This window comes from Pseudomonas sp. MF08831, assembly GCF_059862645.1.
In genome coordinates this window covers 21,035-38,963 of the sequence record NZ_JCBCUX010000016.1, presented here as the reverse complement: position 1 = coordinate 38,963, position 17,929 = coordinate 21,035, and the positions used below count along the sequence as shown (strand labels likewise).

19 protein-coding genes are annotated in these 17,929 nt (G+C 59.6%); 10 read left to right on the top strand and 9 right to left on the bottom strand.

Annotated features, from left to right (window positions below; genetic code table 11):
• The first annotated feature begins 55 nt into the window (after nt 1–55).
• The 4 genes from speB to AC19YS_RS26635 are packed head-to-tail and all read left to right on the top strand — an operon-like array spanning nt 56 to nt 4,371.
• Nucleotides 56–1,006, top strand: coding sequence for an agmatinase (gene speB / locus AC19YS_RS26650; RefSeq protein WP_106576398.1), 951 nt, complete (start codon nt 56–58; stop codon nt 1,004–1,006).
• On the top strand, nt 1,006–1,428 hold the full coding sequence (locus tag AC19YS_RS26645; RefSeq protein ID WP_119742226.1) for a YybH family protein: 423 nt from the start codon (nt 1,006–1,008) through the stop codon (nt 1,426–1,428). The genes speB and AC19YS_RS26645 overlap by 1 nt, the downstream gene beginning before the upstream one ends.
• A gap of 21 nt (nt 1,429–1,449) precedes the next feature.
• Entirely contained in the window at nt 1,450–2,964 is a 1,515-nt protein-coding gene (locus AC19YS_RS26640) for a purine-cytosine permease family protein (RefSeq protein WP_500603039.1), read from the top strand.
• A gap of 24 nt (nt 2,965–2,988) precedes the next feature.
• On the top strand, nt 2,989–4,371 hold the full coding sequence (locus AC19YS_RS26635) for a sodium:solute symporter family protein (protein ID WP_200625080.1): 1,383 nt from the start codon (nt 2,989–2,991) through the stop codon (nt 4,369–4,371).
• Nucleotides 4,372–4,568: 197 nt separating this feature from the next.
• Here AC19YS_RS26635 and AC19YS_RS26630 read toward each other — a convergent pair whose 3' ends face one another.
• Nucleotides 4,569–4,691, bottom strand: a complete 123-nt coding sequence (locus AC19YS_RS26630; RefSeq protein WP_256347311.1) for a PA1414 family protein — start codon at nt 4,689–4,691, stop codon at nt 4,569–4,571.
• A gap of 142 nt (nt 4,692–4,833) precedes the next feature.
• Nucleotides 4,834–5,727, bottom strand: coding sequence for a putrescine utilization regulator PtrR (gene ptrR / locus AC19YS_RS26625; RefSeq protein WP_119742222.1), 894 nt, complete (start codon nt 5,725–5,727; stop codon nt 4,834–4,836).
• Nucleotides 5,728–5,830: 103 nt separating this feature from the next.
• Here ptrR and AC19YS_RS26620 point away from each other — a divergent pair, with 103 nt between their 5' ends.
• The gene (locus AC19YS_RS26620; protein WP_500603038.1) at nt 5,831–7,048 is read left to right on the top strand and encodes a YbfB/YjiJ family MFS transporter; all 1,218 of its coding nucleotides are present in this window, start codon (nt 5,831–5,833) and stop codon (nt 7,046–7,048) included.
• Here the strand turns inward: AC19YS_RS26620 and AC19YS_RS26615 are convergent.
• The 3 genes from AC19YS_RS26615 to AC19YS_RS26605 all read right to left on the bottom strand — a co-directional run bounded on the left by AC19YS_RS26615 (nt 6,960) and on the right by AC19YS_RS26605 (nt 9,948).
• Nucleotides 6,960–8,402 carry an NCS1 family nucleobase:cation symporter-1 gene (locus AC19YS_RS26615; RefSeq protein WP_500603036.1) on the bottom strand — a complete coding sequence of 481 codons (1,443 nt, stop codon included), beginning with the start codon at nt 8,400–8,402 and terminating at the stop codon, nt 6,960–6,962. The genes AC19YS_RS26620 and AC19YS_RS26615 overlap by 89 nt on opposite strands.
• A gap of 198 nt (nt 8,403–8,600) precedes the next feature.
• On the bottom strand, nt 8,601–8,999 hold the full coding sequence (locus tag AC19YS_RS26610; RefSeq protein ID WP_500603035.1) for a DUF2177 family protein: 399 nt from the start codon (nt 8,997–8,999) through the stop codon (nt 8,601–8,603).
• 112 nt (nt 9,000–9,111) lie between these two features.
• Nucleotides 9,112–9,948 carry a CvfB family protein gene (locus tag AC19YS_RS26605; RefSeq protein WP_017134857.1) on the bottom strand — a complete coding sequence of 279 codons (837 nt, stop codon included), beginning with the start codon at nt 9,946–9,948 and terminating at the stop codon, nt 9,112–9,114.
• Between the two features lie 323 nt (nt 9,949–10,271).
• Here AC19YS_RS26605 and AC19YS_RS26600 point away from each other — a divergent pair, with 323 nt between their 5' ends.
• The 3 genes from AC19YS_RS26600 (at nt 10,272) to AC19YS_RS26590 (ending at nt 12,328) form a co-directional block, all read left to right on the top strand.
• A complete protein-coding gene (locus AC19YS_RS26600) occupies nt 10,272–10,451 on the top strand; it encodes a PFL_1563 family small protein (RefSeq protein ID WP_003193095.1) in 180 nt (59 codons plus the stop codon).
• Nucleotides 10,452–10,672: 221 nt separating this feature from the next.
• The gene (locus AC19YS_RS26595; protein WP_106576390.1) at nt 10,673–11,395 is read left to right on the top strand and encodes a TorF family putative porin; all 723 of its coding nucleotides are present in this window, start codon (nt 10,673–10,675) and stop codon (nt 11,393–11,395) included.
• A 66-nt stretch (nt 11,396–11,461) separates the two neighbouring features.
• Nucleotides 11,462–12,328, top strand: a complete 867-nt coding sequence (locus AC19YS_RS26590; RefSeq protein WP_500603034.1) for a DUF6279 family lipoprotein — start codon at nt 11,462–11,464, stop codon at nt 12,326–12,328.
• A gap of 52 nt (nt 12,329–12,380) precedes the next feature.
• Here the strand turns inward: AC19YS_RS26590 and AC19YS_RS26585 are convergent, their stop codons facing one another.
• A complete protein-coding gene (locus AC19YS_RS26585; RefSeq protein WP_106576388.1) occupies nt 12,381–12,770 on the bottom strand; it encodes a transcriptional regulator in 390 nt (129 codons plus the stop codon).
• Between the two features lie 153 nt (nt 12,771–12,923).
• Here AC19YS_RS26585 and AC19YS_RS26580 point away from each other — a divergent pair, with 153 nt between their 5' ends.
• Nucleotides 12,924–13,199 (top strand): hypothetical protein, encoded by a 276-nt coding sequence (locus AC19YS_RS26580; RefSeq protein WP_106576387.1) that lies wholly within the window; start codon nt 12,924–12,926, stop codon nt 13,197–13,199.
• A 50-nt stretch (nt 13,200–13,249) separates the two neighbouring features.
• On the opposite strand, the gene AC19YS_RS26575 is transcribed toward AC19YS_RS26580, so the two are convergent.
• Nucleotides 13,250–14,596, bottom strand: a complete 1,347-nt coding sequence (locus tag AC19YS_RS26575; protein ID WP_106576386.1) for a DEAD/DEAH box helicase — start codon at nt 14,594–14,596, stop codon at nt 13,250–13,252.
• 193 nt (nt 14,597–14,789) lie between these two features.
• On the opposite strand from AC19YS_RS26575, the gene AC19YS_RS26570 reads away from it, so the two are divergent.
• Nucleotides 14,790–16,088 carry a mechanosensitive ion channel family protein gene (locus AC19YS_RS26570; RefSeq protein WP_119742212.1) on the top strand — a complete coding sequence of 433 codons (1,299 nt, stop codon included), beginning with the start codon at nt 14,790–14,792 and terminating at the stop codon, nt 16,086–16,088.
• Nucleotides 16,089–16,198: 110 nt separating this feature from the next.
• Here AC19YS_RS26570 and AC19YS_RS26565 read toward each other — a convergent pair whose 3' ends face one another.
• On the bottom strand, nt 16,199–17,065 hold the full coding sequence (locus AC19YS_RS26565; RefSeq protein ID WP_179609458.1) for a carboxylate/amino acid/amine transporter: 867 nt from the start codon (nt 17,063–17,065) through the stop codon (nt 16,199–16,201).
• Between the two features lie 203 nt (nt 17,066–17,268).
• Nucleotides 17,269–17,868 carry an FMN-dependent NADH-azoreductase gene (locus AC19YS_RS26560; protein ID WP_124418202.1) on the bottom strand — a complete coding sequence of 200 codons (600 nt, stop codon included), beginning with the start codon at nt 17,866–17,868 and terminating at the stop codon, nt 17,269–17,271.
• Nucleotides 17,869–17,929 lie beyond the last annotated feature (61 nt).

Below are 17,929 nucleotides of genomic sequence, written 5' to 3'. Positions count from 1 at the left end.
CTGGGCTTTTCGCAGAATCGGCCCCTAATAACCACAACAACGATGAGGCACTCCTGTGGACAAGATTTTTCACCAACCACTGGGCGGCAACGAAATGCCGCGCTTCGCCGGCATCGCCACCATGATGCGACTTCCCCACCTGCAAACGGCCAAAGGCCTGGATGCCGCCTTCGTCGGCGTGCCCCTGGACATCGGCACCTCGCTGCGCGCCGGCACCCGTTTCGGGCCGCGGGAAATCCGCGCCGAATCGGTGATGATCCGCCCTTACAACATGGCCACCGGTGCCGCACCGTTCGACTCCCTGTCGGTTGCCGACATCGGCGACGTGGCGATCAACACCTTCAACCTGCTCGACGCCGTGCGCATCATCGAGCAAGCCTACGATGAGATCCTCGAGCACAACGTTATCCCGATGACGCTGGGCGGTGACCACACCATCACCCTGCCGATCCTGCGGGCGATCCACAAGAAACACGGCAAGGTCGGGCTGGTGCACATCGATGCCCACGCTGACGTCAACGATCATATGTTCGGCGAGAAAATCGCCCACGGCACCACCTTCCGCCGCGCAGTCGAAGAAGGCTTGCTCGATTGCGACCGCGTGGTGCAGATCGGCCTGCGCGCCCAGGGCTACACCGCCGAAGACTTCAACTGGAGCCGTAAACAGGGCTTTCGCGTGGTTCAGGCTGAAGAATGCTGGCACCACTCTCTCGCGCCGCTGATGGCCGAAGTGCGTGAAAAAGTCGGCGGCGGCCCGGTGTACCTGAGCTTCGACATCGACGGTATCGATCCGGCCTGGGCACCAGGCACCGGCACGCCGGAAATCGGCGGGCTGACCACTATCCAGGCGATCGAGATCATCCGTGGCTGCCAGGGCCTCGACCTGATTGGTTGCGATCTGGTAGAAGTTTCGCCGCCTTACGACACCACCGGCAACACCTCGCTGCTCGGCGCCAACCTGCTGTACGAAATGCTCTGCGTACTGCCCGGCGTGGCGCATCGCTGATGAGCACGCGCGAGGTGCTGCACGCCGCGGCCGAACTGGTCTCGGCCTTCGCCCGCAATGACCGCGCCGCCTACTTCGGCGCGTTCACGGCCGATGCCAGCTTTGTGTTTTACACCCTCCCCCAGCCGCTGCTCAGCCGCGATGCCTACCAGGCATTGTGGGACAGCTGGCGCCGGGACGAGGGGTTTGAGGTGCTGTCCTGCGCGTCAAGCAACGCCTTTGTCAGCCTGCAAGGTGACGTGGCGATTTTTATTCATGACGTGGCCACCGAGCTGCGCATGAACGGGGAGCAATTTTTTAGCCAGGAGCGCGAGACCATTGTCTTCAAACGGCAAGGGTCTGGCACACAACAAAAACAAGGCCTGTGGCTGGCCTGTCACGAACATTTGTCCGCTATGCCGGAAGGGCTGCCGCCCCCTTAGCCAATGTGATCGGAGCTGATCATGAATAATAAAAACAACGATAAAAGTATTCGAACGATAGAAACCAACGGGGTCGAACAGATCCCGGACCACGAACGCACTGCCGGGCCCAAGGATCTGTTCCGACTGATCTTCGGCGGTGCCAATACCTTCGCCACCGCCGTGCTGGGTTCGTTTCCGGTGCTGTTCGGCTTGTCGTTCCAGGCCGGCGTCTGGGCGATTGTGCTGGGCGTGCTGGTGGGCGCGCTGATCCTGGCGCCCATGGGCCTGTTCGGGCCGATCAATGGCACTAACAATGCCGTGTCGTCCGGTGCGCACTTTGGTGTGCACGGGCGCATTGTCGGCTCGTTTCTGTCGCTGCTGACGGCGATTGCCTTCTTCTCACTGTCGGTGTGGAGTTCAGGCGATGCGTTGGTCGGTGGTGCGAAACGGCTGATTGGCCTGCCGGAAACCGACCTGACGCTGGGCCTGGCCTACGGCCTGTTCGCCTTGCTTGTACTCACCGTGTGCATCTATGGCTTTCGCTTCATGCTGTGGGTCAACCGCATCGCGGTGTGGGCGGCGAGTCTGCTGTTCCTGCTGGGCATCTTCGCGTTTGCGCCCGCCTTCGACAGCCACTTCGCCGGCACCGTCGGCCTCGGCCAGAGCGGCTTTTGGGCGGCCTTCATCGGCGCTGCGCTGGTGGCGATGAGCAATCCGATTTCCTTTGGTGCATTCCTCGGTGACTGGTCGCGCTACATCCCGCGTGAGACGCCGAAAATGCGCATCATGCTGGCAGTCGTCCTGGCTCAGATCGCTACGTTGATTCCGTTTCTGTTTGGCCTGGCCACGGCGACCATCGTGGCGATCAAGGCCCCGGACTACATCGCCACCAATAACTATGTCGGCGGTTTGCTGGCGGTGGCGCCTACCTGGTTCTTCCTGCCGGTGTGCCTGATTGCGGTGATCGGCGGCATGTCCACTGGCACCACCTCGCTGTATGGCACCGGCCTGGACATGTCCAGCGTGTTTCCGCGCCTGCTGTCACGGGTCAAGGCCACGCTGCTGATCGGCGTAATGTCGATTGCCTTCATCTTTATCGGACGCTTCGCCGCCAACCTGGTGCAAAGCGTGTCGACTTTCGCCGTGCTGATCATCACCTGCACCACGCCCTGGATGGTGATGATGATCATCGGCCTGATTGTGCGCCGCGGCTTCTACTGCCCGGACGACTTGCAGGTGTTCACTCGCGGTGAAACCGGCGGGCGCTACTGGTTCAGCCATGGCTGGAACTGGCGCGGACTCGGGGCCTGGATCCCGAGTGCGCTGGTGGGTTTGTGCTTCGTCAATTTGCCGGGGCAGTTTGTCGGGCCGCTGGGCAACCTGGCCGACGGCATCGATATCAGCCTGCCGGTGACGCTGGGGTTGGCCTCGGTGGTGTACCTGAGCTTGCTTCGCCTGTTCCCGGAGCCGGCGGCTGTTTATGACCCCCAGGGGCCGCTTCGCAGCCCAACGGGAGCAAATTCCCTCGCCACAAAAAGCGCCTCAATAGCCTAAAAAAATAATCGGAGACCCGCCGTCATGGCTTTGGATTTATTCGTCGTACTCATCTACGCCGCCGGCATGCTCGTGCTCGGCTATTACGGCATGCGCCGCGCCAAGACCCACGAAGATTACCTGGTGGCCGGCCGCAACCTGGGCCCGTCGCTGTACATGGGCACCATGGCCGCCACGGTATTGGGCGGTGCGTCCACCGTCGGCACCGTGCGCCTGGGTTATGTGCACGGCATCTCCGGCTTCTGGCTGTGTGCTGCGCTGGGTGCCGGGATCATCGCGTTGAACCTGTTCCTGGCCAAACCACTGCTGAAGTTGAAGATCTTCACCGTCACCCAGGTCCTGGAAAAGCGCTACAACCCGATGGCCCGCCAAGCGAGTGCGGTGATCATGCTGGCCTACGCGTTGATGATTGGCGTGACCTCGATCCTGGCCATCGGCACCGTGCTGCAAGTGCTGTTCGGCCTGCCGTTCTGGGTCTCGGTGCTGTTGGGCGGTGGCGTGGTGGTGGTGTATTCGACCATCGGCGGCATGTGGTCGCTGACGCTTACCGACATTGTGCAGTTCGTGATCAAGACCGTCGGGCTGATGTTTATCTTGCTGCCGATCTGCCTGTACCGCGTCGGCGGCTGGGATCAACTGGTGGCCAAGTTACCGGCGTCGAATTTCAGCTTCACCGAAATCGGCTGGGACACGATCATCACCTACTTCATGATCTACTTTTTCGGCATCCTGATCGGTCAGGACATCTGGCAACGGGTGTTCACTGCCCGTGACGAAAAGGTCGCGCAGTACGCAGGCACCTTCGCCGGCTTCTACTGCATTCTTTACGGCCTGGCCTGCGCGCTGATCGGCATGGCTGCTCATGTGCTGTTGCCGAATCTGGACAACGTCAACAATGCCTTCGCCGCTATCGTCAAAGCTTCATTGCCGGACGGCATTCGCGGGCTGGTGATCGCCGCCGCACTGGCCGCGATGATGTCCACCGCCAGCGCCGGTTTACTCGCCGCCTCCACCGTATTGACCGAAGACCTGCTGCCGCGTTTGCGCGGTGGCAAACAATCGAGCCTGAACATCAACCGCTTGTTCACGATGCTGACGGGCATTGCCGTGCTGGGTATCGCCCTGGTGGTCAACGATGTGATCAGCGCCCTGACCCTTGCCTACAACTTGTTGGTGGGTGGCATGCTGATCCCACTGATGGGGGCGATTTTCTGGAAACGGGCAACCACCTCGGGGGCGATCGCATCCATGACCCTGGGCTTTGTGACGGCACTGGTCTTCATGTTCAAGGATGGCTTGGACGCGAACACGCCGATCTATTACAGCCTGGCGGTTGGGCTGGTGAGTTTTGTTGGGGTGAGTCTGTTGTCGCGACGCCCGCAGGCTGCGGCGGCTAGGGCAATTTAAGGCAGCACCGGCATCAGAGCGGTTTCTTCAGCGGGTGCGACGTCGGATGTCGCACCCGTTTTTTTTACCTGCCACAAACAACGATGGGAGCGGGCTTGCTGACGAAGGCGGTGTGTCAGTCAACATGTGCGTTGACTAACAGACCCCCTTCGCGAGTAAGCCCGCTCCCATCTGTTGAATTCTGCTGGAACCCGAGCTTATCTGCGACGGGGCCGGCGCTGCTCGTCATCCGTGCGAATCGGCACCGGTTGCAACGGAGGCTCGATCAGTCCGAGCGCGACGCCAACGTCATGGAGCCAGTTTTGGATTTTCTCTTTCATGGTTGCCCCCTTTGCGGGTAATGCGGGTCGGCGCGAGTTTTGTCGCCTTTTCCTACAGTGATAGTAGTCCTAAGTCCTACGTAATGCTTGAACGAAACCACAACGAACTATTACTGAATTGATTCAAATCCTGACGGATCGTTCAAGCAATCGCGCGCGTGTCCTGCAATAACTCGGCTTTGCCTTCCTGCTGCAGGTCAATCCATGCATTGAGGTTAGCGCCGAGCATACCCTTTCGCCACATCAGCCAGGTCGTAGCGGTCGCAAAAGGCCCCGTCAGGGGATGAACGGACACGCTGTCCTTGCCTGGCAGGCTCTCCAGCATGGATTCAGACATCAATGCCACACCGGAACCGGCGATCACGCAGGCGAGCATGCCCTGATAGGACTCAATCTCGATGGCCCGGCCCATGGCCACGCGCTCGTGGGAGAACCAGGTCTCCAGCCGCGTGCGGTACGCGCAACTGCGGCGAAAGGTGAACACCGAGCGCCCCGCTACATCCTGCGGCCCGCGCACGGGCGGGTGATCAGCCTCGCAGATCAACACCAGGCGCTCTTCGCACAGTGGCACACCGTCCAAGGTCGCGATGGTCAGCGGGCCATCCACCAATGCCGCATCCAGTCGCCCAGTGATCAAGCCTTCCAACAGTTCACCGCTGGGCGCCGACTGCACCTGCAGGTTCACCATCGGATAAGCCTTGTGATAGCGCGCCAACAACCTCGGCAAATGAATTGCGGCGGTGCTGTACATGCTGCCCAACACAAAATCGCCGGCCGGTTGCCCGCCCTGGACGGCGCCGTGGGCCTCATCGTGCAATGCAATCAGACGAGTGCTGTAGTCCAGCAGCACCTTGCCAGCGGGAGAAAGCTGCAAGCGTTGACGCTCGCGCACAAACAATTCCACCCCCAGTTGCTCTTCCATCTGCTTGAGCCGTGTCGACAGGTTCGACGGCACACGGTGCAGGCGCTCGGCTGCGCGGGTGATGGAGCCCTCTTCTGCCACGGCCTGGAAAATCCGCAATTGACTGAACTCCATACCTTTCTCCAAAACTGAACAAGTTACTCACTATTATTCATTTTTACAGAAAGTCAATTCGCTTTAGCCTGAAGGTCTTCGCTTGCTTGCAGGAAACCAGAACATGTCACCGCTGATACGCTTACTCGCCAGCTTTGTCGCCCTGATGATGGCCATGGGCATCGGACGCTTCGCCCTCACGCCACAGATGCCGCATCTGCTCCGCGAAGGGCAGATCGACCTGACCGGCGCAGGCCTGATCGCTGCCGCCAATTATTTGGGTTACTTCGTTGGCGCGGTGGATTCGATCTTCGCCCGCAGCCATCACCACGTGCGGGGGCGGATGTACGGCGGTTTGTGGTTGTGCGTACTGCTGACGCTGGCCTCGTACTGGGCGCAAGGGTTTTGGCCGCACCTGCTGCTGCGCTTCGGCACGGGTGTCGCAAGTGCCTGGGCGTTGGTGATGATCACCAGTTTGAGCCAACCGCTGGCAATGGCCGCCGGCCGTCCACGCTTGGGAGCCTTGGTTTTCGCAGGGCCGGGGCTGGGGATTTTGCTGACCGGTCTGCTGGCTTTGGGCTCTAACCTGCTGGGACAAAGCTCGGCCACGCTATGGCTGGTGTATGGCGTGGTGGCGTTGGTCATGCTGCTGGCAATCCTGCCGTTCTTGCCTCAGCCGATGCCTGCCGTCGCACACACTGCCAGTGCCGGCAGCAATCAAAGCATCACGCACCTGTGCTGGATCTACTTTCTGTACGGTCTGGGCTACATCATTCCGGCCACCTTTCTGTCGCAGATGGCCAGCGCGCAATTCAACGGCGCCTGGCAGGCGGATCTGTTCTGGCCATGCTTTGGTCTGGCGGCTGCCATTGGCGTGGTAGGCGTGAGCTTGCGCCGCAACAACACGCACACCACCCGCCGCTGGCTGATGACCACCTTGTGGCTGCAAGCGACCGGCGTGTTTGCCTGCTTGCTGGGCAACGGCTGGGGCCTGGCGCTGGGCGTTTTGCTCTGCGGTACGCCGTTCCTGGCGTGCATGATGCTGGTGATGCAGCGCCTGCGTGAGGTCGCGCCCCACGGCTATCAGCGCAGCACCGGGCTGCTGACCGCCAGCTTCGCCATCGGTCAATTGAGCGGCCCGCTGCTGGCCTCGGTGAGCAGCCACCTGAGTGGCGGCCTGCAACCGGCCCTGGTGATTGCCGGCGCAGGCCTGCTCGTAGCCGGCGCGCTGCTGCTGCGCCCTACTGCCGCGGTCAGCCAGCCACCAGCGGCGCCGGTACGCGGACCTGTTCTCGCCGCGCCAGCACCAGGAAGAACAGCCCACCCAGCAAGCACCCGGTAAACCAGGCGAAGTTGGCCATGCCCTGCAACGCCGGGGTGAAGGTGATCGCGACGCCCGCCAGCGTCGCAGGCACCAAGGCTTTGACCGCGGTCCAGTTCACGCCGCCGTCGAAGTAATAGCGCCCGTTTGGGCTGTCATCAAACAAGGCGTCCACATCGATCTTCTGTTTTTTGATCAGGTAGAAGTCCACCAACAGGATGCCGAACAACGGCCCGATAAACGCCGCGAGAATGTCCAGCGTGTAGTGAATCATCAGCGGGTTGTTGAACAGGTTCCACGGGGTGATGAAGATCGACGCCACCGCCGCAATCATCCCACCGGCGCGCCAGCTGATTTTGCTCGGCGCGACGTTGGCGAAATCAAACGCAGGCGACACGAAGTTGGCGACGATATTGATGCCGATGGTGGCGGTCACGAAGGCAAAGGCGCCGAGCAGCACGGCCATGCTGTTGTCAATACGCGAAACGGTGGCAATCGGGTCATGCAGCATTTCACCAAACACTGGCAAGGTGCCCGACACAATAACGACGGTGACCAGCGAGAACGCCAGGAAATTCACCGGCAGCCCCCAGAAATTACCGCGACGCACGTCGTGCATGCTGCGGCAGTAGCGGCTGAAATCGCCGAAATTCAGCGTTGGCCCCGAGAAGTAGGACACCACGAGCGCCGTCGCCACGATCACCTGCCCAAAAGCCTGCCAGCCCGAGAGGGATTTTTCCGCCAGGGTAAAGCTGATATTTGCCCAGCCGGCCTTCCACACAATCCAGCCGGCCAGGGCAAACATCACTGCGTAGACCACCGGCCCCGCCCAGTCGATAAAGCGCCGGATGGATTCCATGCCCGCCCAGAATACGGCCGCTTGCAATACCCATAAGCTAAGGAAACCGAACCAGCCAAGGTAGGACAGGCCTGCAAAATGCGGCTCTGCATATACCCCCATCTGTGGGAAAAAACGCAGCACCACGATGATCAAGGCACTCGACGCCAGGTACGTTTGAATCCCGTACCAGGCCACGGCAATCAGGCCGCGAATCACCGCCGGAATATTTGCTCCGAACACGCCAAAGGCCAGCCGGCAGATGACCGGATACGGCACCGCCGCTTGCTGGCTCGGCCTGGCGACAAGATTGGCAATCAACTGCACGATACAAATACCCGCGAGCAAGGCGATCAGCACCTGCCAACTGGCCAGCCCAAGCGCGAACAGGCTGGCGGCGAACACGTAGCCGCCGACGCTGTGCACGTCACTCATCCAAAAGGCGAAGATGTTGTACCAGGTCCACTTTTGCGGCAGTGGGCCCAGGTCCTGGTTGTACAGGCGCGGGCTGTAGCCTTTGGGCAATTGTTCGGTCATCGCTTGGCTCCTCGAAATACCGGCCTGCGCTGCCGTAACAGTGTGCATACGGGAGGCGGCGGGGTTTGTATACGAGGTGTTCAGCAGAATGCGTGCCAATGGCACACAATCCCTCTGGAACGGTGCTCCAAAGGGATTTAGGAAGCGCTAGCGGATAGGGCTCCGCTCAGCAACGGTGCACATGAATCGTGTACACAATCATCGTTGCACCCGATGTGCACACAAGTACCCGACCGTGCAACAAATGCCAGTGAGGACGGTACCCCAGGCCATGTCCATGAGCGCCAACCCAGCAGACCAGCCCTGCAGCGTCGCCCAATTGCTCAGGTCATACGTGCCGTAGGCCACCAGGCCAAGCAGGGCTCCCAACCGCGCTGCGCGCTGCCAACTGCCGCTCGGCAGGACCACAAACACCACACAACCGATGGCATACAGCAGGTAGAACACCACGGCAGGGAACAGGCGCGGCTGATCAAGCATCAGCGAGCCGAGCAGGGATTTGTAGGTCGGGCCCATGAGGACGCCGAGCCAGAGGCCGTCGAGCACCAGAAACGCAAGCAAGGTGCCGAGGTAAGCGAACAGGGTTCTCTTAGACATTGAAGCGACCTCTGCAGGAGCTGGCTTGCCAGCGATGGCATCCAACAGGACACCACGAAAACCACTGGCCTCGTCGCCGGCGAGCCGGCTCCTACAGAAGAACAAAGCGCACTCAGCTTAGTTCAATGCGATCCGCGTGAATCACAATCTGACCTTGCTTGTAGAGCGCACCAATGGCCTTTTTGAAGTTGCCTTTGCTGACACCGAACAAGTTGCTGATCACCGCCGGGTCGCTTTTGTCGCTGACCGGCAGAGTGCCGTTGTTTTCGCGCAACTTGGCGAGAATCTTCGAGTTCAGGCTGGAGGCCGCTTCTTGCCCAACCGGCTGCAGGCTCAGGCTGATGTTGCCATCGGCGCGAATCTCTTTGATAAAGCCTTTCTCTTCCTTGCCCGGGCGCAGGAACTTGAACACTTCGTTTTTGTGGATCAGGCCCCAATGCTTGTTGTTGATGATTGCCTTGAAGCCCATGTCCGTGGCTTCGGCCACCAGCAAGTCGACTTCCTGGCCCACCTGGTAGTTGGCCGGTGTCTTATCCAGGTAGCGATCCAGCCGCGCGGTGGCGGTGATGCGCTTGGTGTGCTTGTCGAGGTAGACGTGCACCACGCAGTATTCGCCCGCGGTCAGCTGACGTTTTTCTTCCGAATACGGCAGCAACAGGTCCTTGGGCAAACCCCAATCGAGGAATACACCGATGCTGTTGACTTCAACGACTTTCAAACTGGCGAATTCGCCGACTTGAACTTTCGGCTTTTCAGTCGTTGCGATAAGTTTGTCGTCACTGTCCAAGTAAATGAAAACGTTAAGCCAGTCTTCATCTTCACTGGGAATATCTTTGGGGATATACCGATTAGGCAAGAGGATTTCGCCATCTTGCGCACCGTCCAGGTACAAACCAAAGTTAGTGTGTTTAACCACTTGCAAGCTGTTGTAGCGCCCGACTAAAGCCATTTCCAAATACCCTCGTTACGTGGGCAGCATTCTACCCGAGTTGCGCCCGGCACGCGCGCGCACCTGAAAAATCGCGGGCTGGCGTGGCGTTCCAGTGGCACTGCCCCACTCGTCAGATCAGATCCTTGAATTTTGCCGCCCGTCAGGTACCGACTCCTCAAGTGGTTTCGAATTAAAACAGTAAGTTAGGCGCCTATTTCACTGGCAAACTTCGACAATTACCGCCTGGCCCAACAATTCCCGGAGGATATTTGCCAAGCAATTGTCAAGTATTTCCTGTACGATGCCTGGCCAAGTTAATTTTCTACAGGTTAGTGGCCGCCATGCGCGTAAAAGCATCCAACAGCAAAGCAAAGCCAGCTCCAGCCGTTGAAACCAGCGAATCGATCAACAGCCAGATTGCTGCGTTCCTCAAGTCCGGCGGCGAAATCCAGCAAATTGCCAAGGGCGTCAGCGGCCAGACTTTCGGCCCGTCCAAGCAAATCAGCCTGGGCAAAAAGTAAAACTCGCGCAACATCCGCCCGCGTTGCACCTAGTCCCTAAGCGTCTTGCCCTCAAGGCGCCAGGACTAGAGCTCGAAACACCCTCTGTGCATCACTCTATAGTGCGTTAATCGACGAACGGGCCTCACCTTCAGGCGTTCGCCGGTATGCTTGCACACGTCTAGAACGGGCATCTGCCCGATTTCCTCTGTCACTGCTCCTCGCTTTTCATGGAGTGAAGCATGCTCAAGCCCTGCTTTTTTCTGATAGCTGCCCTTGCGGCAACCCCTTTAGCGCAAGCGCAGGTTTTCCAGCGTGAACTGGGCGATTTCGACCTGAAACTGGGCACCACGCCCAGCCGTAGCATGGCCCAAGGCCTGGTAAAGCCGACCGCCCCAGGCAGCGGCTCATTTCACGGCGGGTTGGACCTGAGCCATGACAGCGGCCTGTATGTTGGCCAGTTCTCACCCAATATGGGGCTGTCGTCGGCCGATAACCTTGAAGTCGATTCTTACCTGGGTTTCAAACGCCCCTTCGACAAAACGCTGGGCTATGAAGTCGGCTTGATTCACTACAGCTATCCCAAGCTCAGCCCTCTGGACAGCCAGGAGTTCTACGGCGGCCTGAACCTGCTGGGCAACCGCTTCGGCGTCTCCTTCAGCAACGACCCTGATCGCCAGGACAGCACGTTGTTTGCCGACCTCGGCGGCACGCAGCCTTTCGGCATCGGCGTCAGCATGAAGTACACCACCCATCAACTGGGCACTCCTGCTTCGGTGGAAGGCGGCTCGATCAGCAGCTTCAGCGATTGGTCGGTGCAGTTCTCGCGTGCGTGGAAAGGCATCGACCTGGACCTGATCTACAGCGATTCCAGCCTCAGCGGTGGCGACTGCTCGGCCTACTCCGGACACAATTCGCAATGCGACGGCCTGTTGACCTTGAAGGCGGCGCGGTCGTTTTATTGACGGGCTGAACTGTCGCACCTCGCTCAGGTTCACATGCATTAACCCCCTCTGCGCAAGGACTCGCCCATGCTGCGTCGGCTTAAATTTCTGGTGGTATTGCTGACCCTCAGCCTGGTGCTCGCCGGCTGCAATCGGGTAGGCCTGGCCTACCGCAATCTGGATGTCATTATTCCCTGGACCCTCAACGACTACCTGGACATGAACGCCGGGCAGAAGAGCTGGTTCAACGACACACTCAAGGAACACCTGGCCTGGCATTGCACCACCCAATTGCCGGGCTATCTGGATTGGCTCGATCGCCTGCAACAGATGGTCGACAACAATCAGGTCACCGACGCCGCACTGCAGGCCCGTACTGTCGAGGCCAAACTGGCGATAGCCGAGGTGGCGCGGGAAATCACGCCGTCAGCCATCCAACTGCTGCAAGGGCTGGATAACCAGCAGGTCAAGGAAATGAGCGACGCCCTGGCCAAAGACCTGCGTAAACGCCAGGACGAATACCTCAAGCCGCCCTTGGCGCAGCAGATCAAGGAGCGCGCGCAACGCATGAGCAAACGCCTGGACGCCTGGATCGGCCCGCTCAGTGACAGCCAGCAGAACCGTGTGACGGCCTGGTCTATCGCTTTGGGCGAACAGAATCAGGAATGGATCGGCAACCGCGCCCGCTGGCAGGCGCAATTCATCGCCGCGGTGCAGCAGCGCCACAGCGCGGACTTCCCGCAGAAGATGCAGCAATTATTGGTGGATCGAGAAAGTCTGTGGACCCCGGAATACAAGGCTGCCTATGCGCGGACGGAAACAGCGGCGCGCAGTCTGATTGTCGACCTGATGGCGGAAAGTACGCCGCAGCAGCGCATGAAGCTGACGCAAAAAATTGACGGTGTGCGCAGCGACTTCAAGGCCCTCAAATGCCTGAAAGCTACCGCCAACTGAGGTTGGCAAGGGGGACAAGTCCCCCTCGCTCAATTGATCGACGGGTTGCCTGTCAGGCAATCTGCGCCTTCGAAGCCACTTCATCAAACGTCGCCGGCTCCAGGGCATCCGCCTGGTCATCGAGAACCTGACGCGGGTGGTCATTGCCGGGGATGGAGCTGTCAATCAGCGCCAGCAGTTGCGCGCCGCGCGCGGTCAGGATGAAGTTCTCACCGTTTCCGCCCTCTTCTTCTGGCCGCGACTCAATAAACCCACGCTTGAACAACAGTGCCTCATAGTCCGCGGCGGTCTTTTTCAGCGTGTCCAGGTTACCGGTGGCTTCACCGGCCGTGGCCTTCTCGGCAGCTTCCTGCTCGGCATACTTGCGCGGGGCAAAGCTGCCTTCGCCGTTCTGCACTTCATGCAGCAAACGTTCGATCAAATCCCAATTGTAAGTCGTCATCCTGATTCCTCCTGCAGGCCGGTAGAAAGTAGCCCGTCTACAGGTGTGACATGCCCCGTCACTGGCCGTTCAGCCGGATAGACCGCCGTCATTTCTCTGAACTTTCCAGACGTTCGCCACCTCAACTGAACACACTGCCAAGGAGGTCCGACCATGAAAACCCTGATGAACCTGGCCATCGCCGCCACGCTGCTGACTGCCCTGCCCGCGTGGGCCTGTACGCCTGAAGAAGCCACGGCGAAGCGTGAGCAACTGGCGCAGGAGGTGACCAAGCTCACCCAGCAGAACCCCACCAAAGCCAAGGAAATGAATGCAGAGCTGCAGAAAATGGATATGGATACAACCTCTGCCGACCTGCCTGACAAATGCCAATTGATCGATCAGCGTCTCAAAGACCTGGATAAAGCAGCCGCCGAGACAAAAAACTGAAGGCCTAAAAAAACCGGACATCGTCCGGTTTTTTTTGTATCGGTGCTGCCTTACTCGGCAGCCGGCGCTTCTGGCTTGCGGCGCTTGAGCGGCGCCATGCCGTCCTTGCTGACGAGCGACAGGTTGTCGGTCTTCGGCCGGTTGGCAATTTTGCGCTTGGTCGGCGACTTGGCACCGGCTTTCTTCTTGTCGCCCTTGGCGTCGACTTTTTTCTTCTTAACGCCAACCGCCTTGCCCGACGCCTTGACCTTCTTCGGCCCGGTGTAGGTGCCTTTGACTTCCTTGATAGTGCGGCGCTCGAACGACTGCTTGAGGTAGCGCTCGATGCTCGACATCAGGTTCCAGTCGCCATGGCAGATCAGCGAGATTGCCAGGCCATCATTGCCCGCACGCCCGGTACGACCGATACGGTGCACGTATTCGTCGCCGCTGCGCGGCATGTCGAAGTTGATGACCATGTCCAGACCATCCACGTCCAGACCGCGCGCTGCCACGTCGGTGGCCACCAGGATCTTCACGCCGCCAGCCTTCAGGCGGTCGATGGCCAGCTTGCGGTCCTTCTGGTCTTTCTCACCGTGCAGCACGAACGCTTTGTAATCCTGTGCCACCAGGCGACCGTAGATACGGTCCGCCGCAGCCCGGGTGTTGGTGAACACGATGGCCTTCTGATAGGTCTCGTTGGCCAACAGCCAGTTGAGGATCTGTTCTTTGTGCACGTTGTGGTCGGCGGTAACGATCTGCTGACGCGTGGTGGCGTTCAGGTCGCTGACGTTGTTGACCTGCAAGTGCTCAGGGTTGTTCAGGACCTTGGCGACCATGTCACGCAGGGTCGAGCCGCCGGTGGTGGCGGAGAACAGCATGGTCTGCTGACGATTGACGCATTCAGCCACCAGGCGCTGCACGTCATCGGCAAAGCCCATGTCGAGCATGCGGTCGGCTTCGTCGAGCACCAGCACTTCAACTTCCTTGAGGTCAAGGTTGCCGGCGTTGAGTTGCTCGATCATCCGGCCAGGGGTGCCGATGAGAATGTCCGGGACCTTGCGCAGCATGGCGGCCTGGACCTTGAAGTCTTCGCCACCGGTGATCAGGCCGGATTTGATGAAGGTGAACTGCGAAAAGCGCTCCACTTCCTTCAAAGTCTGCTGGGCCAGCTCGCGGGTTGGCAGCAGGATCAGGGTCTTGATGCTGACGCGGACTTTGGCCGGGCCAATCAAGCGGTGCAGAATCGGCAGGACGAAAGCGGCGGTTTTGCCACTCCCGGTTTGAGCCGTCACCCGAAGGTCACGCCCTTGGAGCGCGAGCGGGATGGCCGCTGCTTGCACAGGCGTAGGCTCGACAAATTTAAGCTCGGCCACGGCTTTGAGCAGGCGTTCGTGCAGGGCGAATTGGGAAAACACGGGTGCTACCTCGAAGAAATACAAAATATCAGCTGCATAGGGTAACGGTTTCGGGCGTCCAAACCGAGTTTCTTTACGCGAACGGGGCTAATCAGCTGCTTTTTTGTCAGCTCATTTGTCCACAACGTCAACTTTGTCGCACTTAAATGCTCTAATCGGCCCGTGTTGTCTTACAGAAGAATCGGTTTCACCCATGGATATCAAACAGTTCTGGCTCAACGTCCAAGACCTTTGGGGCGCCCTCGATCAACACCCGCTGCTGCATGCGAGCCTGGGTTTACTGGTGTTGCTGGTAGTCGCCCTGCTGCTCGGACGGGTCGCGCGCTACCTCATCCTCCACGCCGTCAAATTGCTTGGCCGGCAACCGGCGCTGCACTGGCTCAATGACCTGCGGCACAACAAAGTCTTCCACCGCCTGGCACAGATGACGCCGTCCCTGGTGATTCAGTTCGGCCTGTACCTGGTACCGGACCTGAGCAAAACCGCCACGCTGTTTATCGGCAATGTCGCCCTGGCGTTCACCATCCTGTTCATGACGCTGGCCGTGAGCGCCCTGCTCAACGCGTTGCTGGATATCTACGCACGCACCGAACATGCCCGCACCCGCTCGATCAAGGGCTATGTGCAACTGGCGAAAATGGTGCTGTTCGTGTTCGCCGCAATCATTATTGTCGCCACGCTGATCGACCGTTCGCCGCTGTTGCTGCTCTCGGGGTTGGGTGCGATGTCGGCGGTGATTCTGTTGGTGTACAAGGACACGCTGCTCTCGTTCGTCGCCAGTGTGCAATTGACCAGCAACGACATGCTGCGGGTCGGCGACTGGATCGAGATGCCTCAAGTCGGCGCCGACGGTGACGTGGTGGACATCACGCTGCACACGGTCAAGGTGCAGAACTTCGACAAGACCATCGTCTCCATTCCTACCTGGCGCTTGATGTCAGAGTCGTTCAAGAACTGGCGCGGAATGCAGGCATCCGGCGGTCGCCGCATCAAGCGCAGCCTGTACATCGACGCCAGCGGCGTGCGGTTTTTGCGTGATGATGAAGAAGTGCGCATGACCCAGGTGCACCTGCTCACCGACTACATCAGCCGCAAGCAGGCTGAACTCAAGGCGTGGAACGAGGCCCAGGGCAATAGCGCGCAACTCTCTGCCAACCGCCGCCGCATGACCAACCTCGGCACCTTCCGCGCCTATGCACTGGCCTACCTGAAAAGCCACCCGGACATTCAGCCGAACATGACCTGCATGGTGCGCCAGATGCAAACCACCGCTCAGGGCGTGCCGCTGGAAATCTACTGCTTCACGCGCACCACGGCGTGGGCGGATTACGAGCGCATCCAGGGGGATATTTTTGATTACCTGCTGGCGGTGCTGCCGGAGTTCGGCTTGAGCCTGTATCAACAGCCGAGTGGTAATGACTTGCGTGCCGGGATGTTGCCGGCGGTGCTGGGGGCCAGTCATTTGCCGACCCTGGAGCACAGCGCGGTATAACACCACCGATCTTCTGTGGGAGCGGGCGTGCTCGCGAGAGCGCAGGATCAGTCACCCTATCAATGACTGACCCACCGTCTTCGCGAGCAAGCCCGCTCCCACAAAGGTGTTCAAGATTGGGCTAACTGTTTACGCACGCCCAACCGGCTGATCCACACCGCCCCCAAAATCACCAACCCGCCCAACGCCAGCCGCCCCAGCGGCTCATGCTGATTCCAGATCAGCAAGTTCAGCAACAACCCCACCGGCACATGCAGGTTATTCATCACCGCCAAGGTGCCGCCGTTGACCAGGCACGCACCTTTGTTCCACCAGTACATGCCCAGCGCGGTGCTGACCAACCCAAGGAACACCAGCACGCCCCACTGCAGCGGCGCTTGCGGCAGAAAGTCGGCCTTGCCGAACAGCAGGAATGCCGGCAACACCACGATCAAGGCGCCCAGGTAGAAGTAGCCGAAACGTCGGTAATGCGGCAGATCGCTTGGATAACGCGCCACCAGATGTTTGTACATCACCTGCCCGGCGGCGTAGGTGAAGTTGGCCAGTTGCAACAGCAAAAAGCCGCCGAGGAAGTGCGGCGTGATCTGGTCAAAGCGAATCACTGCCGCACCGCCCACCGCCACCAACGCCGCAATCAGCGCCCAAGGATTGAAGCGACGGTTAAGCGCGTCTTCGATGAGTGTCACGTGCAACGGCGTGAGGATGGTGAACAGCAACACCTCCGGCACCGTGAGCACCCGAAAGCTCAGGTACAGGCACACGTAGGTCACACCAAACTGCAGCGCGCCGATCACCAGCATGCCACGCATGAACCGTGGCTCTACCGAGCGCCAGCGGGTCAGCGGGATGAACACCAGCCCGGCCAACACCACGCGCACCAGCACGGCGAAATAGCTGTCGACGTGACCGGCGAGGTATTCGCCGATCAAGCTGAAGGAGAAAGCCTGAATCAGGGTGACAACCAGTAGATAGCCCATGCGCGCCTCGTTTCGAATGGGCGCGACTTTAAGGGTTTTCGGTGTTTGAAGAAACTCGAGGCAAAAAAAACCCGACCTCGCTAAAGCGGCAGTCGGGCAGGAGCACTCAGGAGCAACAAGTGCAAAGGGAGGTTCGATACGCGTACTTGAAGGGTTTGCGTGGAGCGATATAAACACCGCGCGATTATGTGACGATTAAACGATCAAGCGACCTGGGCCAGCAGCGCTTTAGCGTGGTTGATGCCCTTTTCCTGGAAGTCTCCGCTCAGGTTCACCCCTTCAGCGTGAATGAAGGTCACGTCGTGAATGCCGATAAAGGCCATGACCTGACGCAGGTAAGGTTCCTGGTGATCGGAGCTGGCGCCGGTGTGGATACCGCCGCGTGCGGTCAACACAATGGCGCGCTTGCCAGTGAGCAAACCCTGAGGGCCGGTGGCGGTGTACTTGAAGGTCACACCGGCGCGCAACACGTGGTCCAGCCAGGCTTTGAGGGTGCTGGGGATCGCGAAGTTGTACATCGGCGCAGCCATCACCAGCACATCGGCGGCGAGCAGTTCGTCGGTCAATTCGTTGGAGCGGTCCAGGGAGGCCTGTTCGATGCCGCTGCGCTGTTCGGCGGGCTTCATCCAGCCGCCGAGCAAATTGGCGTCCAGGTGCGGAACCGGGTTAAGCGCCACGTCACGCAGGGTGATCTGATCGGTCGGATGAGCGACCTTCCATTGGCTGATGAACTGCTGGGTCAGCTGACGGGAGATCGAATCCTGTTGGCGTGCGCTGCTTTCGATGATCAGAACATTGGACATAGCTAGGTAGGCTCCATCTGTAAATGCTGTAAGGCGATGGAGAAAAGATTAACCAGGGCTC